At 66.7% G+C, this 23,294-nt stretch carries 22 protein-coding genes; 11 read left to right on the top strand and 11 right to left on the bottom strand.

Going from position 1 to position 23,294, the window contains the following annotated elements; genetic code table 11:
* Positions 1 to 40 precede the first annotated feature (40 nt).
* From ACFRAH_RS01580 to ACFRAH_RS01570, 3 genes are all read left to right on the top strand, one after another.
* A complete protein-coding gene (locus ACFRAH_RS01580; RefSeq protein ID WP_377989154.1) occupies positions 41 to 1,009 on the top strand; it encodes a helix-turn-helix transcriptional regulator in 969 nt (322 codons plus the stop codon).
* Positions 1,010 to 1,215: 206 nt separating this feature from the next.
* Entirely contained in the window at positions 1,216 to 2,046 is an 831-nt protein-coding gene (locus tag ACFRAH_RS01575) for an oxidoreductase (RefSeq protein WP_377989153.1), read from the top strand.
* Between the two features lie 50 nt (positions 2,047 to 2,096).
* Positions 2,097 to 2,546: a hypothetical protein gene (locus tag ACFRAH_RS01570; RefSeq protein ID WP_377989152.1), complete on the top strand. Its 450-nt coding sequence runs from the start codon at positions 2,097 to 2,099 to the stop codon at positions 2,544 to 2,546.
* A 27-nt stretch (positions 2,547 to 2,573) separates the two neighbouring features.
* Here ACFRAH_RS01570 and ACFRAH_RS01565 read toward each other — a convergent pair whose 3' ends face one another.
* A complete protein-coding gene (locus tag ACFRAH_RS01565; protein ID WP_377989151.1) occupies positions 2,574 to 2,879 on the bottom strand; it encodes a hypothetical protein in 306 nt (101 codons plus the stop codon).
* Between the two features lie 78 nt (positions 2,880 to 2,957).
* Positions 2,958 to 3,914 (bottom strand): alpha/beta fold hydrolase, encoded by a 957-nt coding sequence (locus ACFRAH_RS01560; RefSeq protein WP_377989150.1) that lies wholly within the window; start codon positions 3,912 to 3,914, stop codon positions 2,958 to 2,960.
* 320 nt (positions 3,915 to 4,234) lie between these two features.
* Between ACFRAH_RS01560 and ACFRAH_RS01555 the strand changes: the two genes are divergently transcribed.
* The gene (locus tag ACFRAH_RS01555; protein WP_377989149.1) at positions 4,235 to 4,669 is read left to right on the top strand and encodes an SRPBCC family protein; all 435 of its coding nucleotides are present in this window, start codon (positions 4,235 to 4,237) and stop codon (positions 4,667 to 4,669) included.
* 25 nt (positions 4,670 to 4,694) lie between these two features.
* Here the strand turns inward: ACFRAH_RS01555 and ACFRAH_RS01550 are convergent, their stop codons facing one another.
* Together ACFRAH_RS01550 and ACFRAH_RS01545 are read right to left on the bottom strand one after the other, a co-directional pair.
* A complete protein-coding gene (locus ACFRAH_RS01550; RefSeq protein WP_377989148.1) occupies positions 4,695 to 5,912 on the bottom strand; it encodes a thiolase family protein in 1,218 nt (405 codons plus the stop codon).
* A complete protein-coding gene (locus ACFRAH_RS01545; protein ID WP_377989147.1) occupies positions 5,905 to 7,311 on the bottom strand; it encodes a class I adenylate-forming enzyme family protein in 1,407 nt (468 codons plus the stop codon). Before ACFRAH_RS01545 ends, ACFRAH_RS01550 begins: the two co-directional genes overlap by 8 nt.
* Before the next feature lie 60 nt (positions 7,312 to 7,371).
* Between ACFRAH_RS01545 and ACFRAH_RS01540 the strand changes: the two genes are divergently transcribed.
* The gene (locus ACFRAH_RS01540; RefSeq protein WP_377989146.1) at positions 7,372 to 8,268 is read left to right on the top strand and encodes a neutral zinc metallopeptidase; all 897 of its coding nucleotides are present in this window, start codon (positions 7,372 to 7,374) and stop codon (positions 8,266 to 8,268) included.
* A 74-nt stretch (positions 8,269 to 8,342) separates the two neighbouring features.
* Here the strand turns inward: ACFRAH_RS01540 and ACFRAH_RS01535 are convergent, their stop codons facing one another.
* From ACFRAH_RS01535 to ACFRAH_RS01510, 6 genes are all read right to left on the bottom strand, one after another.
* Entirely contained in the window at positions 8,343 to 8,675 is a 333-nt protein-coding gene (locus ACFRAH_RS01535) for a metal-sulfur cluster assembly factor (protein ID WP_003798940.1), read from the bottom strand.
* Positions 8,676 to 8,691: 16 nt separating this feature from the next.
* Positions 8,692 to 9,480, bottom strand: a complete 789-nt coding sequence (gene sufC / locus ACFRAH_RS01530; RefSeq protein ID WP_377989145.1) for a Fe-S cluster assembly ATPase SufC — start codon at positions 9,478 to 9,480, stop codon at positions 8,692 to 8,694.
* Between the two features lie 112 nt (positions 9,481 to 9,592).
* Positions 9,593 to 9,952: a non-heme iron oxygenase ferredoxin subunit gene (locus tag ACFRAH_RS01525; RefSeq protein ID WP_377966733.1), complete on the bottom strand. Its 360-nt coding sequence runs from the start codon at positions 9,950 to 9,952 to the stop codon at positions 9,593 to 9,595.
* Between the two features lie 54 nt (positions 9,953 to 10,006).
* Positions 10,007 to 11,248 (bottom strand): Fe-S cluster assembly protein SufD, encoded by a 1,242-nt coding sequence (gene sufD, locus ACFRAH_RS01520; protein ID WP_377989144.1) that lies wholly within the window; start codon positions 11,246 to 11,248, stop codon positions 10,007 to 10,009.
* Complete coding sequence (gene sufB / locus ACFRAH_RS01515; protein ID WP_377950961.1) at positions 11,248 to 12,711, bottom strand: Fe-S cluster assembly protein SufB; 1,464 nt, start codon at positions 12,709 to 12,711, stop codon at positions 11,248 to 11,250. The genes sufD and sufB overlap by 1 nt, the downstream gene beginning before the upstream one ends.
* Positions 12,711 to 13,568 carry a helix-turn-helix transcriptional regulator gene (locus ACFRAH_RS01510; RefSeq protein ID WP_377989143.1) on the bottom strand — a complete coding sequence of 286 codons (858 nt, stop codon included), beginning with the start codon at positions 13,566 to 13,568 and terminating at the stop codon, positions 12,711 to 12,713. Before ACFRAH_RS01510 ends, sufB begins: the two co-directional genes overlap by 1 nt.
* 106 nt (positions 13,569 to 13,674) lie before the next feature.
* Between ACFRAH_RS01510 and ACFRAH_RS01505 the strand changes: the two genes are divergently transcribed.
* From ACFRAH_RS01505 to ACFRAH_RS01495, 3 genes are read left to right on the top strand one after another with little or no spacing between them, the layout of a single operon-like run.
* Positions 13,675 to 14,643 (top strand): ABC transporter ATP-binding protein, encoded by a 969-nt coding sequence (locus ACFRAH_RS01505; RefSeq protein WP_377989142.1) that lies wholly within the window; start codon positions 13,675 to 13,677, stop codon positions 14,641 to 14,643.
* Entirely contained in the window at positions 14,640 to 15,398 is a 759-nt protein-coding gene (locus ACFRAH_RS01500) for an ABC transporter permease (RefSeq protein WP_377989141.1), read from the top strand. The genes ACFRAH_RS01505 and ACFRAH_RS01500 overlap by 4 nt, the downstream gene beginning before the upstream one ends.
* 7 nt (positions 15,399 to 15,405) lie before the next feature.
* Positions 15,406 to 16,350 carry a heme A synthase gene (locus ACFRAH_RS01495; protein ID WP_377989140.1) on the top strand — a complete coding sequence of 315 codons (945 nt, stop codon included), beginning with the start codon at positions 15,406 to 15,408 and terminating at the stop codon, positions 16,348 to 16,350.
* Between the two features lie 560 nt (positions 16,351 to 16,910).
* Here ACFRAH_RS01495 and ACFRAH_RS01490 read toward each other — a convergent pair.
* On the bottom strand, positions 16,911 to 17,858 hold the full coding sequence (locus tag ACFRAH_RS01490) for a heme o synthase (protein ID WP_377989139.1): 948 nt from the start codon (positions 17,856 to 17,858) through the stop codon (positions 16,911 to 16,913).
* Positions 17,859 to 18,376: 518 nt separating this feature from the next.
* Between ACFRAH_RS01490 and tkt the strand changes: the two genes are divergently transcribed.
* Genes tkt through ACFRAH_RS01475 form a run of 3 tightly spaced genes read left to right on the top strand, consistent with a single transcriptional unit; the run spans position 18,377 to position 23,285 of the window.
* Positions 18,377 to 20,494 (top strand): transketolase, encoded by a 2,118-nt coding sequence (gene tkt, locus ACFRAH_RS01485; protein ID WP_377989202.1) that lies wholly within the window; start codon positions 18,377 to 18,379, stop codon positions 20,492 to 20,494.
* A gap of 31 nt (positions 20,495 to 20,525) precedes the next feature.
* The gene (gene tal / locus ACFRAH_RS01480) at positions 20,526 to 21,644 is read left to right on the top strand and encodes a transaldolase (protein WP_377989138.1); all 1,119 of its coding nucleotides are present in this window, start codon (positions 20,526 to 20,528) and stop codon (positions 21,642 to 21,644) included.
* Positions 21,645 to 21,650: 6 nt separating this feature from the next.
* Positions 21,651 to 23,285: a glucose-6-phosphate isomerase gene (locus ACFRAH_RS01475; protein WP_377989137.1), complete on the top strand. Its 1,635-nt coding sequence runs from the start codon at positions 21,651 to 21,653 to the stop codon at positions 23,283 to 23,285.
* The last annotated feature ends 9 nt before the right edge of the window (positions 23,286 to 23,294 follow it).

Genomic DNA, 23,294 nt, shown 5'->3' with positions numbered 1-23,294 from the left:
CAGGACAGAATGTGTCCTAATACGGGAAAAGGATGATGGCATGACGCGCACCACCGGGCGAACACTCGCCCTCCTCGCGCTGCTGCAGATGCGCAGGGAATGGAGCGGATCCGCGTTGCGCGAGCGGCTCGAGGTGGGCGACCGCACGCTGCGGCGGGACATCGATGACCTCCGCGAACTCGGCTACGGCATCGATGCCACACGCGGGCGGCACGGGGGCTACCGGCTCGGTGCGGGCGCAGCGGCTCCTCCTCTGATGCTGTCGGCGGACGAGGCGGTGGCCATCGCAGTCGGACTGCGCGCGGCTGCGACCAGCGTACTGACCGGAATTGAGGATGCCTCGGCACGCGCCCTCGCGAAGCTTGAGCAGTCGCTGTCTCCGGCGGCGCGGCGGCAGATCGCCGAGGTGGAGCAGGCGATGTTGCCGCTGGCGTCCCCGCACGGTGACATTGACCTGGACGTAGTGACAACGGTCGCGGCCGCAATCGCCGCGCGCCGCAGGCTCCAGACCGACTACACCCGCCACGACGGCGTGGAGGGACGCCGCACCATCGAGCCCCACCGCATCGTGCACACGGCCGAGCGCTGGTATCTCGTGGCCTGGGACGCCGAACGCGGGGCCTGGCGGACACTGCGGGTCGACCGGATGCGGCGGCCCACAACCCTCCGCGACGAGTTTCCCCGCCGTGACATCCCGGATGAGGCTCTCCGCCGGTTCACCACCCGGAGCATCACCACATCACCACACCCGTACCGGGCGCGGATACTCATGCACGCGTCGGCCGACGTCGTCTCCCGCCACTTCGGCGCCACGATTGCCGAAGTGGCCGACAACGGCGACGGCACCAGCATCCTCACCGCCGGGTCCAGGACGCCCGAGGAGTTCGCGCTTTACATCGGCATATCGGGCATCGAGTTCGAACTCCTTGAGGGTGAGGACGTGCGCCGTGCGCTTGCCGAGGTCGGCGAGCGGATGCTGCGCAGTGCAGCGTCAACCCACCGGCACTGATTCATCACCCGCTAACGTCAGCATCGCCGCCGTCATATGCTGCTCCTGTTCTTCCTCAACCGTTGTGAAACCTGCCGCGCCCGGGTTGCGTGCCGGGGGTACTGCCGTTACCTGTATTAACAGCCACTCCCATGCCCGCCGGGTGTGCGGTTTTCTGGGTACACCCGACTTCGTCCTGGACCGAATAGCGAACAGAAGGAAATCCAATGACCACATGGATCATCACAGGCTGCTCCACCGGACTTGGCCGGGCCCTCGCCCAGGCGGTACTCGCCCACGGCCACAACGCCGTGGTCACCGCACGGAACGTCAACGCGGTGAAGGACATCGTGGCCGGCTTCCCCGACACGGCACTGGCACTCCCCCTCGATGTCACCGACAAGGAGCAGATCATCTCGGCGGTGCAGCAGGTCCAGGACCGGTTCGGCGGCGTCGACGTCCTGGTTAATAACGCCGGCTACGGCTACCGTGCCGCTGTGGAAGAAGCGGACGACGCCGACATCCGCCAGCTGTTCGACACGAACCTTTTCGGCGCCGTCGACATGATCAAAGCAGTCCTGCCGGACATGCGCGCGAAGCGGGCAGGGGCGATCCTGAACATCTCGTCCATTGGCGCGCGCATCTCACCCGCCGGTTCCGGCTACTACTCCGCCACCAAGGCGGCCCTGGAGGGACTGTCGGGTTCGCTGCACAAGGAACTCCAGCCGCTCGGCATCAGTGTCACCACCATCGAACCCGGCGCGTTCCGCACCGACTTCGCCGGCCGTTCGCTCACGCAATCGGCGACGGCGATTCCGGACTACGCGGAGACGGCCGGCAAGCGCCGCAAGGAGCACGACACCGTCCACGGCACCCAGCCTGGCGACCCGGTCAAGGCAGCGGAGGCGATCATCGCCGTCGTCGAAAGCCCCCACCCGCCGTCGCTGCTGGTCCTTGGCCAGGACGCCTACGGTGCGTTTGCCGCCGTCGCAGACGCCCAGCGCGCGGAACTGGACCAGTGGCGCGAGGTGAGCCTCAGCACGGGCATCGACGAGTAATAACCGGCGCGGCTCGGGAGGCTGCCGGCTCCCCATGCAAGAATCAGCGGATGGACGATCCGCAGGCCTTGCCAGTCGATTGGCCTTCGCTGCTTTTCGCTCTCCTTGCCGATTCCGTTCTCGTGTGGGGGCCAGCAGCGGCCATGTACTTTCTTGTACCAGGACATCAGGTCCCGGCTGCCATCGCTCTTGTAGTGGTGTTCTGGGCCATGAATTGGGCGCTCTACTCCCGCGGCACCACACTCGGCACCTATCTCGGCGGCTTCCGTCTCCGGACGCGGCGGCGGCAGGCGCCGGGGCGGAAGTATGGCCTGGCGCTTGCCACCGTCAACCTTGGTTCCCTGCCCGCCCTGGCCGTGCTGGCAGCGATCTGCTACACACCCCTATCTGATGCCTCAGGCCCGCTGGGACGGGCCGACAGCTATCCCCTGTTGGGAGAACAAATCCGCCGGCGCCGGTTCCTGCAGGCCGCCGACGATTACTGGGAGAGGTGGAGCTGACGGGCCGTCAGGCTCCTGACCGGCCGCCTACTCGGCGTCGAAACCGAGACGGTCCCGCACAAGCTTCGCAACCACGGCAGCGTGCTGGTTCTTGTCCGACCGTGCCTCCGATTTCAGCATCGCCAGATAGGCAACGTACGCGGCAGTCCGGGTGTCATAGGCCGCTGCCCGCGTTTCGAGCGCGAGGGCAAGCGTGGCGTGGGCCTGGGCCAACCTGATCTGGAGTTCGGCGTCGACATCGGCGCCCGAGAGTGCTTGCTCGGCGGCGGCGAGCAGGGACCGGGCGACGTCGGCGTGCTCGTTCGCGGCGCGTTGGCCAAGGTCCGGCTGCATTGGCTCTGCCTCTCTTCATCCAGCCCGCGACGCGGATGCGTGCTGTGGAGTAAGCCTAAATCACCCTGCGCACTTCTGTTATGCCTCCTGCCCGTCCGCCCGGGGCAGCCCAGCCGCGATGTCTTCGACGGCGTCCACCAGTGCGGCCAAGGATTCAGGGCCGCCGTGCCCGTCGTTCTCGACGACGGTGAGCCGGCTGCCTTCCCAGCGCTGATGAAGGGTCCAAGGCGTGATCACGGGCCCGCTCACGTCTTTCCGTCCATGGATGAGATAGCCGGGAATTCCATTCAGTTCGTGGACTCGTTCCATGATGGCCTGCCCGTCCGGGAGGAAGGCGTCATGGGACCAGTAGTGGGTGACCAGAATGGCGAAGGTCATCCGCTTGCGGTCGTCGTCGAACATTGGGCCCGGCTGCCACAGCGGATCCAGCGAGATGTGCGTTGATTCCCACCGGTCCCACCCAAGCGCGGCAGCCTCGGCGTCCTCCCGGTCAGGGCCGGCGAGCCGACGGGCGTACGCATCCACCACCCGCTCCCCCGGCCGGAGTTTGGCTTGGCTTGAGAACTCCGCCCACGCTTCAGGAAAGATCCGGCCCACGCCCTCGGTGATCCACTGGACCTCGTCACGGCTCGTCGTGGTGACGGCCATCAGCGCGACCCCATGGACCCGGCCCCTATGCTGAAGGGCATAGGCCAGCGCCAGCGTGCTTCCCCACGACGCCCCTGTGACGATCCACTTGTCGATCCCGAGAGTCCGGCGGACGGCCTCGATGTCCTCGATCAGGGCCTGGGTGGTGTTTGCCGGCAGGGAGCCCAGATCGTCCTGGACAGTTGGCACGCTCTTCCCGCAGCCGCGCTGGTGAAGACCGATGGTCCAGAACTTTGAAGCATCATGACGGGTCCGGTATCCCTGCCCCAAGCCGGCGCCCGGACCGCCGTGCAGGTACAGCACCGGCGTCCCCGCCGGGTTCCCCGCAGTCTCCCAGTAGATCTTCGCGCCTGACACCCTGACCCAGCCTGCAGTCTCGCCCGTCATGCAGGAAATGCTACGTGGACCGCTTCGAGAACACGATGTCGGCCTTCGAGGAGGTCACCGAGCCGCATCGCCTGTTCGGATCCCCTACTTCGTCCGTATCAAGGTCGCGGATCTTCCGGCCTACGAGACCTTCCTATGTGACAGGTTTGACCATCCCCGGCATCCAAGAGGTCCGTTCGCGGTTCACCATGAAAACCACCAAGGGCTGAATCCGCCGATCCAGGAAAAGTGACACGTAGGCTGGAGCCTGCCGGCGGCCCGCCGGATGGGCGCCGTCGAATCCATGGCCCATGACGCTGACAATTCCCGAGAGGAACCACATGGCCCACGCTGAAAACGAAGTCACCATTCACAGCCCCGCGTCCGAGGTGTACGCATTCCTGGCCGACGGGCTCAACAATCCAAAATGGCGCTCCGGCGTGCAAAGCATTTCCCTCAAGGAAGGCGCCTCCGGTGAATCGGGCGCCGTCTACAGCCAGACGCTCACCGGGCCGAAAGGGCGGCCCATTCAGGGCGACTACAGGATCACCGATGCCGAGCCCGGCAGGCTTCTGGGTTTTCAGGTTGTGGCTGGCCCGGCGCGGCCGTCGGGTACATACGCGCTGGCCGAACAGGCTGACGGCACACGGGTCCGCTTCAGCCTCGACCTCAAGCTGCCGGTCCTCATGCGGGTTTTCGACTCCCTGGTGACGAGAACCATGGAGTCCGAGGTTGCCCAGCTGCGGAACCTCAAGGACGTCATCGAGGCCGGCTAGTTCCGTCCGGCTCCGGCGGCCAGGTTTACAGCCGGATGTGGCGGAACAGTGCAGCCGTGCCCATGCCGCCGGCGATGCTGATCATGGCGAGGGCCAGCTTTTCCTGGGCAGGGTCCGCCTGTTCCCGCCGGGCCTGTGCCAGCAGCCGCGTGACCAGCACGGCACCGGACGCCCCGTAGGCATGGCCCAAAGCCAGGGCGCCGCCGTCGGCGTTGGCGCGGAGAGCGTCAATCCCCAGGTGGTCCAGGCACGCAAGGGTCTGCGAGGCGAACGCCTCATTGAACTCCACCAGGTCCAAGGCCGCGGCAGCCACCGACTGTGCAGCCAGCAGCTTAGAGGCGGCCGCCGCTGCGCCGATGCCCAGGAGCCGCGGCTCCACCCCCGCGGTCTCCGTGCCAATCACGGCCAGGCCATCTCCGGCGCCCAGTTCCCGTGCCCTGGCCAGGGACGTGATGACGACGGCGGCTGCACCGTCCGCGTCGAAGCACGAGTTCCCGGCGGTGACAGTGCCGGACTCCACGAACGCCGCCGGGAACCGTGCCATCAGGGCCTCGCTGAGTTTGGGGCGGGGCCCGTCGTCGGCGGTTACTGACATTTCATCCGCACCCGGTGCGGCGGGCAGCGCAACCGATTCCCGGGCAAACGTCCCGCTGGCCTGCGCGGCCACCGCCCTGCGGTGGCTGCGGAGGGCAAACTCGTCCTGGCGTGCCCTGCTGATGCCGTACTCGCGGGCCACGTTTTCGGCGGCGACGCCCATGTCCGGATCACCATGGCGATGGGGTGCAAACTGGGCGCGGCTGAAAAAGGCGGGTTCGCCGTCGGCGTTCCGGTGCGCGCGCAGCGGTGCGGTACTGATGCTCTCCACCCCGCCCGCAAGATAAGTGCCCCCGCCGGCAGCCACGAGCCGCGACGCGAGGACGATGGCATCGAGCCCGGAGCCGCACTGCCGGTCGACGGTGAGGCCGGGGACCGTGACGGGGAGGCCCGCTTCAAGGGCCGCGAGTCGCGCGACATTGCCGCCCGCACCCACCGCGTTGCCGATGACGACGTCCGCCACCTCGGCAGCCTCCACGCCAGTTTCGGCGAGCAACGCCGTGAGGACCGGGGCCAGGAGCTCGTGGGAGCGCAGGTGCTTCAGCGCGCCGTTCGCGCGGCAGACGGGCGTGCGCAGCGCGGCGATGATCACGGGCTGCCGGTCCTCCGGCAGCCCGTGCACCGAGCCAGAGGGTGCCGCGTTAGACAAGGTGCCGGACCCGGCTGTCCCGGGCCGCGATCCAGTCCAGCAGCAGGCGGCGGCTGACCTTGCCGCGGTCCGTCACCGGAAGCTCCTCGAGCGCGTAGTACTGCAGCGGCCGCTTGTCCTTGGCCAGCACGTCTTCCAGGCCTGTCTTCAGCTGGGTGGCAGTGACTCCGCCGTGCGAAGGAATAATGCCGGCCACCACGCGCTGGCCGCGGAGGTCGTCATCCATGCCCGCCGCGATCGCCGAGGCGACTCCGGGGACGGATGACAGCGCCAGCTCCACCTCATGCGGGTAGACATTCTTTCCGGCCGTGATGATCATGTCGGCGCGCCGGCCGAGGATGTGGAGCACGCCGCCGGACAGGTAGCCCTGGTCCCCCACGGTGAACCAGCCGTCGAAGCAGCGCAGCGCCTGGCCGTCGTCGCCCCAGAGGTAGCCGTTGCTGACCATGCCGCTTTGGACGCTGATGTTCCCTGCGCTCCCGTCGGGAAGCTCGGCGCCGGTATCGTCCAGGATCCTTACCTCGACGCCCGGGAACGGCCGGCCGATCGCGGTGCTGCCGGCAGCGAACGGCTCGCCCGCAGCCAGGCCGGCGCCGGAGACGAAACTCAGCTCCGACGCGCCGTAGTACTCGTAGATGGTGGAATGCGGGGCCCAGCGGCGGGCCGCCTCCAGCGTGCGGGCGTCCAACTTTGAGCCGGCACAGATGATGGTCCGGACGCTGGAGGCGTCCACGCAGCCCAGCAGCCCGCGTTCGCTCAGCAGCCGCAGCATGGTGGGCACCAGCACCAGCCGGGTGATGCCGTCGTGGGCGATGGCGGCGTGGACGTCACCGACGTCGAACGATTCCAGCGTGTGGAACTCGGAGCCGGCGTAAAGGCACTCGGCGAGGGCGTACAGGTTGAGGCTCGCGGCCAGCGGGCCGGGGGCGAGGGTCCTGTCGTCCTGAGCGAGCCTGAAGAACTCCATGGACGCATCGAAGGACAGCTGCCAGGAACGGCGCGAGCGGGTGAACGCTTTGGGCACCGAGGTGGTCCCCGAGGTCAGGCCGATGAGGAACGAAGCTTCGGGGTCCCCGTCCGCCAGGTCAACACCGGTGCTTCCAGACACCGGGTGGACACCGCTGCCCAGCCGCTGGACGATCTCGTTCTGCAGCGCTTCGGGCCAGGTGGGGTCCAGGACCGCACACTCACGGTCACCGGCCACAGCCGCGGCGAAGTCAACGGCGAACCGGGTGGAGTTGGGCTGGGCGAGGACCGTGACGGGCGCCGTGCTGCGGCTGGCCGCGGCGTGCGCGGCGTCGCGCAGTTCCGCCCAGCTGAGCCGTTTTCCGGCCACGACGACGGCGGTGTCATCGGGGCGTTCATCGGCCCAGCGCTGGAGGTTGTTGAGAAAAGGCATCGGATCAACTTTACCGGCCTGAACCCGCCACTGCCCCGCGGCGGCGACTATTGTGACAACATGAGCTTCAACGACGGGGTCGAACTGGACCCATCCCAGGTGGAAGACCGGCGCGGCGGCGGAATGGGCCGCGGCACCAAGATCGGCGGAGGCATCGGCGGCGGCGTGGTCCTGCTCCTCGCAGCCCTGTTCGGCATCAACCCGCAGCTGCTTGGCGGCCTCCTGGGCACCGGGCAGGAGCAGCCGGCCCAAAGCACGGGAACACCACTTACCCAGTGCAAGCTCGGTTCCGACGCGGACAAGGACCTCGACTGCCGGATTGCCGGCACGGTGAACAGCCTCAACGCGTTCTGGCCGGCCTACCTCGCTGACTACAAGGTGAAGTATCCGCGGCCGAAGGCTGTGCTGTTCGAGGGCGCCACCCGTACCGGCTGCGGTACGGCCTCGTCCGAGGTGGGCCCGTTCTACTGCCCGGCAGACACCACGGCCTACTTTGACCCCGGCTTCTTCCAGGAGCTCGTGACACGCTTCGGTTCATCGGGCGGCCCGCTGGCACAGGAGTATGTGGTGGCCCATGAGTTCGGCCACCACGTGCAGAACCTGCTCGGCGACCTGGACAAGGCGCAGCAGGATCCGCAGGGCGCTGAGTCCGGTGCCGTCCGCGTGGAGCTGCAGGCCGACTGCTACGCGGGCCTCTGGACCCGCTACGCCACCACACAGAAGGATCCGAAGACAGGGCAGCCCTTCCTTGAGCCGCTCAAGCAGAAGGACCTGAACGATGCGCTTTCGGCCGCGTCGGCCGTCGGCGACGACCGGATCCAGAAAGCCGCCACCGGACGTGTCTCGCCCGAGGGCTGGACGCATGGCTCCAGCGCGCAGCGGCAGAAGTGGTTCTACCAGGGCTACAGGACTGGCGACATCAACCAGTGCGACACGTTCAGCGCCGCCACGCTGTAACCTGGGCCGGTGGGGACGACGACGGCCGGTCACCTTCGCTGTGAAGGTGACCGGCCGTCGTCGTACTTTTGGATCTAGATGTTGAAGCCGAGGGCCCGCATCTGGTCCTTGCCGTCGTCGGTGATCCGCTCCGGACCCCATGGCGGCATCCATACCCAGTTCAGGCGCCACTCGTCCACGACGCCGTCAAGCGCCTTGCCCACCTGCTCCTCGAGCACGTCGGTCAGCGGACAGGCGGCCGTGGTGAGGGTCATATCGATCAGCAGGGCGCCGTCGTCCTCCGAGTACTTAAGGCCGTACAGCAGGCCAAGGTCCACGATGTTGACCCCGAGCTCGGGGTCGATGACGTCCTTGAGCGCCTCTTCGACATCCTCCAGCCCGGTGCGGGCTGCGTCGATTTCGGTCATGGTCAGTCAGTCCTAACTAGGCCTGGACCGCTGCGGCAGCCGTGGCGGTGCCGGCGGCCCCGACGTAGCGGTCGTAGCCTTCTTCTTCCAGGCGGTCGGCGAGTTCCGGGCCGCCCTCTTCCACAACCTGGCCGTTCACGAAGACGTGGACGAAGTCAGGCTTGATGTAGCGCAGGATCCGAGTGTAGTGCGTGATGAGCAGCGTGCCCATGTTGCCCGTGGCGTGTGCACGGTTGACGCCTTCGGAGACCACCTTGAGGGCGTCAACGTCCAGGCCGGAGTCGGTCTCGTCCAGCACGGCGAACTTCGGCTTGAAGAGTTCCAGCTGCAGGATCTCCACGCGCTTCTTCTCACCGCCGGAGAAGCCTTCGTTGACGTTGCGCTGGGCAAAGTCGGCGTCGATGCGCAGCTGCTGCATGGCAGCCTTGACGTCCTTGGTCCAGGTGCGCAGTGCCGGTGCTTCGCCGTCGATGGCGGTCTTGGCGGTCCGCAGGAAGTTGGTCATGGTGACACCCGGAACCTCAACCGGGTACTGCATGGCCAGGAAAACGCCGGCGCGGGCGCGCTCGTCAACGCTCATGGCCAGCACGTCTTCGCCGTCCAGCGTGATGGAACCGCCGGTGACGTTGTAGCGCGGGTGGCCGGCGATGGTGGACGCCAGGGTGGACTTGCCGGAGCCGTTGGGGCCCATGATGGCGTGGGTCTCACCGGTGCGGATGGTCAGGCTGACGCCCTTCAGGATCTCCTTGGTGCCCTGCTCGGTGTCGATGCTGACGTGCAGGTCCTTGATCTCAAGAGTAGACATGTGTCTTGTTCTCCTCTGCACCGTGCCGTTCAGGCGGCGGTGCGGTCTTTGGTCTGGAAGTTGTTAAGTTCTGGGACAGGCCCGGCCGGTTTCTCCGGCCGAAGTTGCCGGATCAGGTGAAGTTCGGCGTTTCGGCGCCGTTCAGGACATTGGTGAAGTCCACGTAGACGTCATCTCCGTGGATCTCCACCGCGAACACCGGAACGGGATCGTAGGCCGGCAACTGCAGGGGTTCACCGGTGCGCAGGTCGAACTGGGAGCCGTGGCCCCAGCATTCGATGGCGCAGCCCTCCACCTCCCCCTCGGAGAGCGAGATGTCGGCGTGCGAGCAGGTGTCACCGATAGCGTGGATTTCTCCCATGGAGTCCTTGACGATCGCGACCGGGTAGTCGTCGATCAGGATCCGCAGGGCCTGCTTGAGCTGGATCTCGTTCGCCTTGCAGACGAGTTCGCCCTTTGGCTGTTCTGTCATCCGTTGTCCTGTGCTGTAGTTCCGGCTGGCTGGGCCGGGCCTGTTTCCGTACGGTCAGTTCTCGTTGGCGGCGAGCTCGCGCTCGACTTCCTCGGTCAGCCGCTCTTCGAGGGCCGGAACCTTGATCTGCTGGATGATCTCGTTGAGGAAGCCGCGCACCACGAGCCGCCGGGCGACGTCTTCGGGAATGCCGCGGGCCATCAGGTAGAACAGGTGCTCGTCGTCGAAGCGTCCGGTGGAGCTGGCGTGGCCGGCACCCTCGATCAGGCCCGTCTCGATTTCGAGGTTAGGCACGGAGTCCGCGCGGCAGCCGTCGGTGAGCACCAGGTTCTGGTTCTTCTCGTACGAGTCCGTGCCCAGGGCCTGCTTCTGGATCAGCACGTCGCCCACCCAGACAGTGTGCGCGTTCTTACCCTGCAGGGCGCCCTTGTACAGCACGTTGGACTTGCAGTTGGCCACGTTGTGGTCAACGAAGGAACGGTGCTCGAGGTGCTGTCCGGCGTCGGCGAAGTAGAGGCCCAGGAGCTCGGCCTCGGCGCCCTCGCCTGAGAAGCGGACGTTGGAGTTCAGGCGCACCACGGAACCACCGAGCGAAACCGCGATGTGCTTGTAGACGGCGTCCTTGCCCACCTGGGCGTCGTGCTGGCCAAGGTGGCGGGCATCGTCTTCCCAGAGCTGCACGGAGATCACGGTGAGCTGCGCGCCGTCGCCGACGATCACTTCCACGTTTCCGTTGTGGTCAGCGGCACCGGTGTGCTCCACGATGACCACGCTGCGCGAGTTGGCGCCGGCTTCCAGCACGAAGTGTGCGTTGGAGCGGCGGCCTGCGCCCGCACCGTTGACCAGGATGCGGAGCGGCTCAGCCGGCTCGGCGTCGGCCGGGATGACCACGTGCAGGGCCTCGTCCGTGTTGGCGGAGGCGACGACGGCGGCCCGGTCGGCCGGGGTCAGGACGGTGCCGCGCGGGGCGGCTCCCTGTGCCAGGCTGCCGCGGACGTAACCTTCGGGGGCTTCGACGGTGAACGCTGCTGCGTCGCCGTCGGTCGCGGTGTCGGAGAACAGGTTGGCCAGCCCGCGGACCGGGGTGAAGCGCCATTCCTCCTCGCGGCCGGTGGGCAGCGCGAAGTCGGCCACGTCGAAGCTCGTGAGCCGCTCGGCGCGCGAGGACATGACGGTGACGCCGTGGTTGTGGCTGTGGTCCACCTTCGCGGGGACCAGAGCCTCGCCTTCCTCCGTGAACCCGGCGATGGAAGGAGCCCCGATGCGGGCCTTTTCAGTAGTAATTTCGGCAGTCATTAACCGACGGATCCTTCCATCTGGAGTTCAATGAGGCGGTTCAGCTCGAGGGCGTATTCCATCGGCAGCTCGCGGGCGATCGGCTCGATGAAGCCACGCACGATCATGGCCATGGCTTCGTCTTCGCGCATGCCGCGGGACATGAGGTAGAAGAGCTGCTCTTCGGAAACGCGCGAGACGGTGGCCTCGTGCCCCAGCTGCACGTCATCCTCGCGGATGTCGATGTAGGGGTAGGTGTCAGATCGGCTGATGGTGTCCACCAGCAGCGCGTCGCAGCGCACCGTGTTCGCGGAGTGCTTGGCACCCTCGCGGACCTGGACCAGGCCGCGGTAGGCCGCACGTCCGCCGCCACGGGCCACGGACTTGGAGATGATGGAGCTCTTCGTGTTCGGTGCGATGTGCACCATCTTGGAGCCGGTGTCCTGGTGCTGGCCTTCACCGGCGAACGCGATGGACAGGGTCTCGCCCTTGGCGTGCTCACCCGTGAGGTAAACGGCCGGGTACTTCATGGTGACCTTGGAGCCGATGTTGCCATCGATCCACTCCATGGTGCCGCCCTCTTCGCAGATGGCGCGCTTGGTCACGAGGTTGTACACGTTGTTGGACCAGTTCTGGATGGTGGTGTACCGGACGCGGGCGCCCTTCTTGACCACGATCTCGACGACGGCCGAGTGCAGCGAGTCCGAGGTGTAGATCGGCGCGGTGCAGCCTTCGATGTAGTGGACGTAGGAGTCCTCGTCGGCGATGATCAGCGTGCGCTCGAACTGGCCCATGTTTTCCGTGTTGATACGGAAGTAAGCCTGCAGCGGGATGTCCACGTGCACGCCCTTGGGCACGTACACGAAGGAACCGCCGGACCATACAGCCGTGTTCAGCGAGGCGAACTTGTTGTCGCCCACCGGGATGATGGTGCCGAAGTATTCCTGGAAGATCTCCGGGTGCTCGCGCAGCGCGGTGTCGGTGTCCAGGAAGATGACGCCCTGGGCCTCAAGGTCTTCGCGGATCTGGTGGTAAACCACTTCGGACTCGTACTGGGCCGCCACGCCGGAGACCAGGCGGCTGCGCTCGGCTTCCGGGATGCCGAGCTTCTCGTACGTGTTGCGGATGTCCTCGGGCAGGTCCTCCCAGGAAGCGGCCTGCTTCTCGGTGGAACGCACGAAGTACTTGATGTTGTCGAAGTCGATGCCGGAGAGGTCCGCGCCCCAGGTGGGCATGGGCTTGCGGTCGAAGTACTTCAGGCCCTTGAGGCGCAGGTCCAGCATCCATTCCGGCTCACTCTTCTTGGCCGAGATGTCGCGGACCACGTCCTCGTTGAGGCCGCGGCGGGCGTTAGCGCCGACGTCGTTCTTGTCGGCCCAGCCGTACTCATAGGTGCCGATTCCGTGCAGCTCGGGATTCTTTTCCAGAATCTCCGCGATAACACCAGGCTCGGCAACCTTCTTCTCTGATAGTTGGTCCGTCATCACGGCCTTTCTTGCAGATGGTTGGATACTTCGTCCAGGGTGTCCGGCGCGTAGCCGGTGGCCGGAGCCACCGTCAGGGCCGGACGGCCTGTGGGTATGTGGGTAGTGCAGACGTGTCCCCCGCGGGCGAGAGTGGAAAGCCTGCGGACATCGACACCGACAAGGCGCGAAAACATTTGCGTTTCCGCGTCACAGAACACGGGAAACTGGGTGGCCAGCTGCTGGATCGGGCAGTGGCCCTGGCACAGCTGGACGCTGGACAGCGCGGCAGGCAGCGGAGCCTTGGCTTCGATGCTGGCCGTGGAGGCCACGAAGCCGTCGCGGGACAGTGCGGCGGACAGGGCCTGCGCGCGGGCGGTGATGTCCGCTCCGGCCGCTTCCACTTCGGGTGCGTAGCGGCGTTCCATCTCGGCGAACCGCTCGACGGCGAACTGGCGGACGGCTTCGTCCCCCGCCACCGCGCCGAGCTGCTTGAGCGCCAGGGTGGCGATGTTCAGGTAGTCATCGCCCAGCGAGGACTGGCCCTGGGAACTGAGGACGTAGCGGCGGGCGGGGCGGCCGGCACCGGCGCCTGCGCGCGCAACGCGCTTGACCTCGATCACACCCGCACGGGACAGGTGGTCAAGGTGGCGGCGGACGGCGGCCGGGGTGAACCCGAGCAGGTCGCCCAGTTCCGCGGCGCTGACCGGCCCGTGTTCCAGAACGGCGCTGAGGACGCGGTCGCGCGTGCGCTCGTCGGAGTCGGCGGCTGCGGCCGGCACGGACGCCAGGGCAGCACGTTTTCCACCGCGCAGCGCACCTTCAGGCGCGCCCTGTCCGGCCAATGGCGCGGAAGTGGTCTTGGTCATGGAATACACAACACAATCATGTCGTAATTTATTGCGGCCTTCCAGTAAGGCAAGGCTGACCTGAGCCCGGCATCCGGCCCGAGCGTGACAGTACTACTTCACGTAGAATACTGGGGTGCGATCCCCCAAATCCCCCGTACTGACCATCGACGGGCTCATCAAGGACGTCGGTCCGCTCCCCACGCTCGATGGCAAGATGCTCCGGGTGGTGAGCGACGTCTCACTCGTCGCCGGCCGCGGCGAGGTCACGGCGCTGCTCGGAGCCAACGGTGCCGGCAAGACTACCACCATCGAATGCGCCCAGGGGCTGCAGAAGCGAACGGGCGGGACTATTACACTGCTCGGCGCCGATCCCGGCACTGCCGGCGCGGAACTGCGCGCCCGGGTAGGCGTCATGCTCCAGGACGGCGGCCTCCCGCCGTCGGCCCGTCCCATTCCCCTGCTCCGGCACATTGCCGGCATGTACCGCAATCCCCGGCCGCTTGATGAGCTGGTGGAGCGGCTGGGCATTGACACCTTCAGCCGGACCAATGTCCGGCGGCTGTCAGGCGGGCAGAAGCAGAGGCTGGCCCTCGCCGCCGCGCTGATCGGCAATCCGGAAGTCCTGTTCCTGGATGAGCCGAGCGCCGGACTGGACCCGCAGTCCCGTCAGCTGGTCTTCGACCTGATCGGCGAGCTCCGGGACGCAGGCATGGGTATCGTCCTCACCACCCATCTGATGGATGACGCGCAGCGGCTGGCCGATTACGTGTACATCATCGACGCCGGCAGGAATGTTGCCGAGGGCACCGTTGCCCAGCTGCTGCAGCACAACATGCCGGAGACGCCCCACAAGGATCATGTCCGGACGCTGCACTTCGAGGCAGTGCCGGGACTGGACTTCACCGGTGTCCTGCCTGCCGAGGTCGAGGTCCGCGAGACGCGTTCCGGCAGCTACACGGCCACCGGGGCGCTGACCCCCGAGGATCTTGCAGCGCTGACCGCCTGGTGGGCGCAGCACGGCGTCATGCCAGGGTCCCTGAACATGGAGGCACGGAGCCTCGAAGACGTATTCCTAGACATTTCCGGAAGGGAAATCCGATGACGACAGCCGCGGGCAGCACTCCCGCTCCCCTGCTCCGCCGGATCCTGCTGCAGGGCAAATACGAGGCCGCGACCATGCTCCGGAACGGCGAGCAGCTCATCCTGGCCGTTGTCCTGCCGCTCCTTGCCCTGATTGGACTGACAGTCACTCCGCTGCTCGACGGCATCGGGGACAGCCGGGTCAACGTTGCTGTCCCGGGCATCCTCGCGCTGTGCGCCATGTCCACTGCGTTCACCGGACAGGGCATCGCAACCGGCTTCGACCGGCGGTACGGCGTGCTGCGGTTCCTGTCCACCACGCCGCTGGGCCGGGCAGGCCTCATCGCCGGCAAGATCCTGGCGGTACTGGCTGTCCTGGTGATCCAGGTGGTCATCGTCGCCGCCGTCGCCTTCCCACTGGGCTGGCGGCCCAATGTTCTGGGCGTGCTGCCCGGCCTGGGCCTGCTTGTGCTGGGCGCAGCCGCGTTCACGGCACTGGGCCTGCTGGTGGCCGGCACCGTGCGGCCCGAGGCCACGCTGGCCATCACCAACCTGCTGTGGATCCTCCTGGGCGCCCTTGGCGGCATCGTGATCCCCATGCAGCGGCTGCCGGAACTCGCCCAGAACACCGTGCACCTCCTGCCGTCCGGGTCCCTTGGTGAGGGGCTGCGGGACGCGTTCCTGCACGGCGCCGTGAACGGCAACGCCGTCCTTGTCCTGCTGATGTGGACGGTTCTCGCCGGCGCAGCAGCCATCCGCTGGTTCAAATGGAATTGAGAAAAAAGTGAGCACGGCTTCGCGCCTCCCCCAGTTCGTCGGCCGCCTGGCATCCAAGCTGCCCGTCACCGTCGATTCGACCATCCGCCGACTTGCTGTGCTGTCCCTGATCGGGCAGACGGTCCTGGTGGTCACCGGCGGCGCCGTCCGGCTGACCGCCTCGGGCCTGGGCTGCCCCACCTGGCCCCGATGCACCAGCAATTCACTTGTGAACACGCCGGAGATGGGCATTCACGGCTTTATCGAGTTCGGCAACCGCCTCCTGACGTTTGCCCTTGCCGCCGTCGCCGCGTTGATGCTCGTGTACCTGTGGAACCTGCGCAAGGAACGCAAGGACCTGTTCCTGCTGGCGCTGGGCCTGCTGGCAAGCATCCCGGCGCAGGCCATCATCGGCGGCATCACCGTGCTGACCCAGCTGAACCCGTGGGTGGTCGGCCTGCACTTCCTGGTGTCCATGGCCCTGGTGGTTTTCGCCACGCTGCTGGTCAACCGGGCGTACGGCAGGACGGGCGGTTTCCGGGCCCGTCCCCTGGCCGCGCTGCCGGGCGTTCTGCGGCCGGTGATGACCGCCGTCGCCCTGTTTTCCGCCGTGGCCGTGATGCTGGGCGTCGTGGTAACAGGCGCCGGACCGCACGCGGGCGACGCCAACGCGCCCCGCAACAACCTCGACTGGGACCTTTTCTCGCACATCCATGCCGTGCCCGCGTACCTGGTCACCGCCGGCACGCTGCTCGCCGTGTATTTCGTGTTCCGCCGCGGGATTGCGGGGACTTTCCGGACGGCCGTGCTGCTGCTCCTCGGTGTCACCGTGCTCCAGGCCATCATCGGCTTCACGCAGTACTACAACGGCATTCCGGCGCTCCTTGTCGGCGCGCACATGCTGGGTGCGGCCCTGCTGATGAGTGCCGCCACCAACGCCGCCGACATCGCCCGCTCCAGCCCCGTGGCGTAGCCCTAAACCCTCCCTCACCTCCTGACGGGTTTCCCCTGACGCGTCCTCACCTCCCGTCGGGTTTTTCCTGACGCGTCCTCAGCTCCCGTCGGGTTTTTCCTGACGCGTCCTCAGGTCCTGTCGCCCACGGGGAAGCGCCCGGGGCGTGTCGAAAGGGATCACCGGCTACTTGGGGGTCATTGCGTCTGCCCGTCCATGGGTGACCATGGTGGCCTGGCAAAACACACGCGGACACAGCAGCCGGCTCCGCACCTCAACATCGATAGCGATAAACGGAAAGGGCTCCCTCATCTGAAATGAGGGAGCCCTTTCTGCTGAAGACGCGAGGACGCGTTTCGGTTTAGGCGACAGGAGGTGAGGACGCGTTTCGGTTTAGGCGACAGGAGGTGAGGAAGCGACCTTGGAAAGGCGGCAGGAGGTGAGGAAGCGACCTTGGAAAGGCGGCAGGAGGTGAGGAAGCGTCCTTGGAAAGCCGACAGGAGGTGAGGAAGCGACCTTGGGAAGCCGACAGGAGGTGAGGAAGCGTCCTTGGGAAACCTGCAGGAGGTGAGGAGGGGTCCTTAGCCCATGATCGGCAAGCCGACGAAGGGGTCGACCGCCAGAGCGATGAACAGCAGCGTCAGGTAGCTGATGGAGCCGTGGAAGACCTTCATGGCGCCCTTGTCGGAGAGGTCGCCGCCCTGCGCCCGGCTGTAGAGCGCGTGGGACTCGTAGAGGAACCAGGCGCCGGCCAGCACGGCGACGGCGGTGTAGACCCAGCCCGCGTTGCCGGCCGGAATCATGAGCAGCGAGCACGCAACCATGGCCCAGGCGTACAGGACCACCTGCACGGACACGACCCTGGCGCCGGCGATGGCCCCGAGCATGGGTACGTTGGCGTTGCGGTAGTCCTCGCCGTAGCGCATGGACAGGGGCCAGTAGTGCGGCGGGGTCCACAGGAAGATCACCATGAACAGGATGATGGCCGGCCACTCAACGGTGTTGGTGACCGCGGACCAGGCGATCAGCACCGGGAAGCAGCCTGCAGCGCCGCCCCAGACGATGTTCTGGGCGGTACGGCGCTTAAGGATCATCGTGTAGATGACGACGTAGAAGACGATGGCGCCCAGTCCGAGCCAGGCGGAGAGGGGGTTCGCGCCGAACCAGAGGATGGCTATGGCTGCAGCACCCAGCAGCCACGCAAACACCAGGGCCTCGCGCGGCGTCACCTCACCGGTCACCAGGGGGCGCTTCTCGGTGCGGTGCATCAGCTTGTCGATGTCGCGGTCGATGTAGCAGTTGAAGGCACCGGCGCTGCCCGCGGCGAAGGCGCCGCCGACGAGGGTGGCCATGATGAGGCCGAGCGACGGGAAGCCGCGCTGTGCGTAGATCATGGTGGGCAGCGTGCTGACCAGCAGGAGTTCGATGACCCTGGGCTTGGTGAGTGCAAGGTACGCCTTCGCCTTGCGGGCTAGTCCGGCTCTTCCGTGGACCCGGGAAGAGGTCAGCGGCGTATCTGTTGTGCTCACGTGGCAGTCACTCTGTTTCTGTCTGGCTGTTCATCTGATCAGTCCGTCTGGACGTCATGGTCCGGGCTGATCCCTCAACGGCGGTCGACGGGGGCGTCACGTGTGTACTTGAGCCCGCACTGTCCGCCGGTGGCCTCCCGATATCATACCGCGGACCCGCATGGATCGTTGGCATCGGCGTGTGACGGCAAATCACTGAAAATGATTCGTTTGTGCTTGCTTCAATCACATTAACGCAGCCTCACGGCACGAGTGATTCACAAAAGAGAAATTGCGTCCAACTGGTGAGATTTTGGCCGCTCGAAGTGTGGAATAGAGCTAAGCTGTCTGCAGATCAGCGCACGCTGGGAGGCGGGCAAGAAACCGCATTCCACCCGTTGGGCGACTGAATGAAGATCAACGTTTCAATGGTGAACGGCTGGTACACAATAAATGCAGCGGGCACCAATTATGCCCTGCCGCTGTGTGTCATTACCGTCCGCCGTTAACACAGAGAGGGGCCCGGTTTCGTGGCACATTTGACAGAGCAAGAACTGAGCTGGACCGACCTCGACAAGCGCGCCGTTGACACTGTGCGTGTCCTGGCCGCCGACGCCGTCGAAAAGGTGGGCAACGGCCACCCCGGCACCGCGATGAGCCTGGCTCCCGCCGCATACCTTCTGTTCCAGAAGCTGATGCGGCACGACCCGAAGGACCCGAACTGGATCGGCCGCGACCGGTTCATCCTCTCCCCCGGCCACACGTCCCTGACGCTGTACATCCAGCTGTTCCTCTCCGGCTACGGCCTGGAACTGAAGGACCTGGAAGCGCTGCGCACGTGGGGCTCGCTGACCCCCGGCCACCCCGAGTACAAGCACACCGCCGGTGTGGAGATCACCACCGGCCCGCTGGGCCAGGGCCTGGCCTCCTCCGTGGGCTTCGCCTACTCCCAGCGCCGCCAGCGCGGCCTGTTCGACGCCGATGCTGCCGCCGGCGAGAGCCCGTTCGACCACACCATCTGGGTCATCGCCTCCGACGGCGACCTCCAGGAAGGCGTGACCTCCGAGGCTTCCTCCCTCGCCGGCCACCAGGAGCTCGGCAACCTCGTTGTCATTTACGATGAGAACCACATCTCCATCGAGGACGATACCGACATCGCCTTCACCGAGGACGTCCTGAAGCGCTACGAGTCCTACGGCTGGCACACCCAGCGCGTGGACTGGACCAAGACCGGCGACTACGTCGAAGACGTCCAGGAGCTCTACTCCGCACTGCTGGCTGCCAAGGCCGAGACCTCCAAGCCGTCCATCATCTCGCTGCGCACCATCATCGGCTACCCCGCCCCGAAGAAGCAGAACACGGGCAAGATCCACGGCTCCGCCCTGGGATCCGAAGAAGTGGCAGCCCTGAAGAACGTCCTCGGCTTCGACCCCGAGAAGTCCTTCGAGGTGGACCAGGACGTCCTGGCCCACGCCCGCTCCGTCGTCGACCGCGGCGCACACGCCCGCAAGGAATGGGAAGAGACCTTCTCCGCCTGGCAGTCCGCCAACCCCGAAGCCGCAGCCCTGCTGGAACGCGTCGAAGCCCGCCAGCTCCCTGCCGAGCTAGACGGCGCCCTGCCGGTCTTCCCGGCCGGCAAGGACGTCTCCACCCGCGCCGCCTCCGGCAAGGTCCTGAACGCGATCGGCCCGGTCATGCCGGAGCTCTGGGGCGGCTCGGCTGACCTCGCGGAGTCCAACAACACCACGATCGAGGGCTCGCCGTCGTTCATCCCGGCCTCGCGCTCCACCGACGCCTGGTCCGGCAACCCCTACGGCCGCGTCCTGCACTTCGGTATCCGCGAGCACGCCGCCGCGTCGATCGTGAACGGCATCAGCCTGCACGGCAAGACCCGCGCGTTCTCCGGCACGTTCCTGATCTTCAGCGACTACCAGCGTCCCGCCATCCGCCTCGGTGCCCTCATGGGCGTGCCGTCGCTGTACGTCTGGACGCATGACTCCATCGGCCTGGGCGAAGACGGTCCGACGCACCAGCCGGTGGAGCAGCTCGCATCGCTGCGTGCGATCCCGGGCCTGGACGTCGTCCGCCCGGGTGACGCCAACGAGGTGGCTGCAGCGTGGAAGACCATGCTGGAGAACCACGAGAACCCGGCAGGCATCGTCCTGACCCGCCAGAACATCCCCACGTACGAGCGTGGCCAGGGTGCAGCGGAAGGCGACACCTTCGCATCAACCGCCGGCGTGGCCAAGGGCGGTTACGTCCTGGCCGAGGCTTCCAAGGACGGCAAGACGGTGGACGCGCAGGTCATCCTGATCGGCACCGGTTCCGAGGTCCAGCTGGCCGTCCAGGCCCGCGAGGCACTGCAGGCCGAAGGCATCGCCGCCCGCGTGGTTTCCATGCCGTGTGTCGAGTGGTTCAACAAGCAGGACGCCGCATACCGCGAGTCCGTGCTTCCCGCAGCCATCAAGGCCCGCGTTTCGGTTGAGGCGGGCCTGGCCCTTGGCTGGAAGGAATTCGTCGGCGATGCCGGCCGCTCCATCAGCCTCGAGCACTTCGGCGCTTCCGCCGACTACAAGCGCCTGTTCCAGGAATTCGGCATCACGGCAGAAGCAGTTACCGCCGCCGCCAAGGAATCCCTCGCCGGACTCCAGTCCTGACAGACTCCCCCACAGTTCAAGGAGATTAGAAATGACTAGCACTCCCACCCAGCAGCTTTCAGACGCCGGCGTTTCCATCTGGCTCGACGACCTCTCCCGCGGCCGCCTGAAGACCGGCACGCTGCAGAAGCTGATCGAAGAGAAGAACGTCGTCGGTGTCACCACGAACCCGTCCATCTTCCACGCCGCCATCACCTCCGGCACGGACTACGACGCCGTAATCGCCAAGGAGGCCGCCGCCGGCGCCTCCATCGAAGAGACCATCTTCGAAATCACGACGACGGATGTCGCCGACGCATGCGACCTGTTCGCACCGATCGCCGCGGCCACCAAGGGCGTCGACGGCCGCGTCTCCATCGAGGTTGACCCGCGCCTGGCATGGGACACCGAAGGTACGATCGCCGAAGCGAAGCACCTTTACAAGAAGGTCAACCGCGACAACGTCCACATCAAGATCCCGGCCACCCTCGAGGGCCTGGCGGCCATCACGGCCACCCTGGCCGAGGGCATCAGCGTCAACGTGACCCTGATCTTCTCGCTGGAGCGCTACCGGGCCGTCATCAACGCCTTCCAGAGCGGCCTGGAGCAGGCCAAGGAAAACGGCCACGACCTCTCCAAGATCCACTCCGTCGCCTCGTTCTTCGTCTCCCGCGTGGACACCGAAATCGACAAGCGCCTTGACGCCATCGGCACCGAGGAAGCCAAGGCCCTCAAGGGCAAGGCCGGCGTCGCCAACGCCCGTCTGGCCTACCAGGTGTACGAGGAGCTCTTCTCCACCGAGCGCTGGGGCGTGCTGGCCGAGGCCGGCGCCCTGCCGCAGCGCCCGCTGTGGGCTTCGACCGGCGTGAAGGACCCGGCCTACCCGGACACCCTGTACGTCACCGAACTCGTTGCCCCCGGCGTCGTGAACACCATGCCGGAGAAGACCCTGGACGCCACGTTCGACCACGGCGTGGTCACCGGCGACACCATCACCGGCACCTACGGGGAAGCGAACGCCACCCTCAACGCCCTTGATGCGCTCGGTGTTTCCTACAACGAGGTCGTCGCCCTGCTGGAATCCGAAGGCCTGGACAAGTTCGTGGCCAGCTGGAAGGAACTCCTGGCCGACGTCGAAGGCGCTCTCGCCACTGCACGGAAGGCTTCCTAGTCCACAATGAACACACTCAGCTACGACGCCACCGGTGCCGCCCGGAAGGCTCTTGAGCAGCACTTGCCCGCCCTCGTGGAAGACCGCGTTGCCACGCGTATTTTCGCCAAGGACCACACGCTGTGGGGTCCGGATGCGGAGTCCGAGTCGGCCATCCGCCTGGGCTGGGTCGAGGCGGCCACCGTCTCCCGGTCCCTGGTGGACGGCATCCTGGAACTCCGGGATGCCCTGAGGGCCGAAGGGGTGACCCGGATTGTCCTGTGCGGCATGGGCGGTTCTTCCCTGGCTCCCGAGGTCATCGCCGGGACCGCTGGCGTCGAGCTGACTGTGCTGGACAGCACCGACCCCGAACAGGTCGGTGCTGCCCTGGCGGACCGTCTGGCGGAAACCGCCATCGTGGTGTCCTCGAAGTCGGGGTCGACCTTGGAGACCGATTCGCAGCGCCGGATCTTTGAGCAGGCGTTCACCGAAGCCGGCCTCGATGCCCGGAGCCGGATCATCGTGGTGACGGATCCCGGTTCCCCGCTGGACAAGGCGTCCCGGGACGCCGGCTACCGCGCCGTGTTCAACGCGGACCCGAACGTGGGCGGCCGCTACTCGGCCCTGACCGCTTTCGGGCTCGTCCCCTCCGGCCTGGCCGGCGTGGACATCGCGGCCTTGCTGGACGAGGCGGAAGAAGCAGCCGAGGTCCTGAACGAGGACGCACCGGAGAACATCGGCCTGGTCCTCGGTGCCGCCCTCGGCGGCACCAGCCCGCTGCGCGACAAGATCGTGATCGCGGAGGATGGCTCGGGCATCGTGGGGTTCGCTGACTGGGCCGAACAGCTCATCGCCGAATCCACGGGCAAGCTCGGGACCGGCGTCCTGCCGGTGGTCGCCGGTCCGAACGCTCCGGAGGTCATCTCCGGCGCCGAAGACGTCCTCGTGGTCCGGCTGGTCAGCACGGACGCCGACGTCGAGCTGGGCGAGAATGAGGTTGCCATTGCCGGCGGCCTCGCCTCGCAGATGATGGTGTGGGAATTCGCCACCGCCGTGGCCGGACGCCTGCTGGGCATCAACCCGTTTGACCAGCCCGACGTCGAGGCCGCCAAGGTGGCAGCCCGCGGCCTGCTGGACGCGCAGCCGGAACCGACGCCGGCGAACTTCACCGACGGGGCCATCGAGGTCCGCGGCGGGGAGTGGCTGGGCGGCGCCACCACGGCTGCCGACGCGGTCGCCGCCCTGCTGGCGCAGTTGGGTACCGATGGGTACCTGAGCGTCCAGGCGTACTTCGACCGACTGGCCTACTCCCAGCTCGAGGGCGTCCGGGACGAACTCGCCGCGGTGAGCGGCCGTCCGGTCACGTTCGGCTGGGGTCCGCGGTTCCTGCACTCCACCGGGCAGTTCCACAAGGGCGGCCCCGCGATCGGCGTGTTCCTGCAGGTGACGGCGGCGTCCGCCACGGACCTGGCCATTCCGGAGCGCCCGTTCACCTTCGGCGAGCTGATCGCGGCCCAGGCCGCCGGCGACGCCCAGGTGCTCAGCGAGCACGGCCGGCCGGTCCTGCGCCTGCACCTGACCGACCGTGCGGCGGGCGTGGCCCAGCTGCAGGAGATCGTTTCGTCGCTGGCCAGCAAGGCAGCATCCGCCACTGAGAGCTAAGGCACCGAT

The sequence above is a fragment of the Arthrobacter sp. NPDC056727 genome (assembly GCF_042790555.1).
GTDB lineage: Bacteria > Actinomycetota > Actinomycetes > Actinomycetales > Micrococcaceae > Arthrobacter.
This window is presented reverse-complemented; position numbering and strand designations above follow the sequence as displayed.

Bases quoted from the DNA above. Each gene is read 5' to 3' on its own strand.
- ACFRAH_RS01545 (WP_377989147.1), bottom strand. From the start codon at position 7,311: ATGCCTTTTCTCAACAACCTCCAGCGCTGGGCCGATGAACGCCCCGAT.
- sufD (WP_377989144.1), bottom strand. From the start codon at position 11,248: ATGACTGCCGAAATTACTACTGAAAAGGCCCGCATCGGGGCTCCTTCC.
- ACFRAH_RS01580 (WP_377989154.1), top strand. From the start codon at position 41: ATGACGCGCACCACCGGGCGAACACTCGCCCTCCTCGCGCTGCTGCAG.
- ACFRAH_RS01570 (WP_377989152.1), top strand. From the start codon at position 2,097: ATGGACGATCCGCAGGCCTTGCCAGTCGATTGGCCTTCGCTGCTTTTC.
- ACFRAH_RS01535 (WP_003798940.1), bottom strand. From the start codon at position 8,675: ATGACCGAAATCGACGCAGCCCGCACCGGGCTGGAGGATGTCGAAGAG.
- sufB (WP_377950961.1), bottom strand. From the start codon at position 12,711: ATGACGGACCAACTATCAGAGAAGAAGGTTGCCGAGCCTGGTGTTATC.
- ACFRAH_RS01500 (WP_377989141.1), top strand. From the start codon at position 14,640: ATGACGACAGCCGCGGGCAGCACTCCCGCTCCCCTGCTCCGCCGGATC.
- ACFRAH_RS01525 (WP_377966733.1), bottom strand. From the start codon at position 9,952: ATGACAGAACAGCCAAAGGGCGAACTCGTCTGCAAGGCGAACGAGATC.
- sufC (WP_377989145.1), bottom strand. From the start codon at position 9,480: ATGTCTACTCTTGAGATCAAGGACCTGCACGTCAGCATCGACACCGAG.
- ACFRAH_RS01475 (WP_377989137.1), top strand. From the start codon at position 21,651: ATGAACACACTCAGCTACGACGCCACCGGTGCCGCCCGGAAGGCTCTT.
- tal (WP_377989138.1), top strand. From the start codon at position 20,526: ATGACTAGCACTCCCACCCAGCAGCTTTCAGACGCCGGCGTTTCCATC.
- ACFRAH_RS01540 (WP_377989146.1), top strand. From the start codon at position 7,372: ATGAGCTTCAACGACGGGGTCGAACTGGACCCATCCCAGGTGGAAGAC.
- ACFRAH_RS01560 (WP_377989150.1), bottom strand. From the start codon at position 3,914: ATGACGGGCGAGACTGCAGGCTGGGTCAGGGTGTCAGGCGCGAAGATC.
- ACFRAH_RS01565 (WP_377989151.1), bottom strand. From the start codon at position 2,879: ATGCAGCCGGACCTTGGCCAACGCGCCGCGAACGAGCACGCCGACGTC.
- ACFRAH_RS01555 (WP_377989149.1), top strand. From the start codon at position 4,235: ATGGCCCACGCTGAAAACGAAGTCACCATTCACAGCCCCGCGTCCGAG.
- ACFRAH_RS01575 (WP_377989153.1), top strand. From the start codon at position 1,216: ATGACCACATGGATCATCACAGGCTGCTCCACCGGACTTGGCCGGGCC.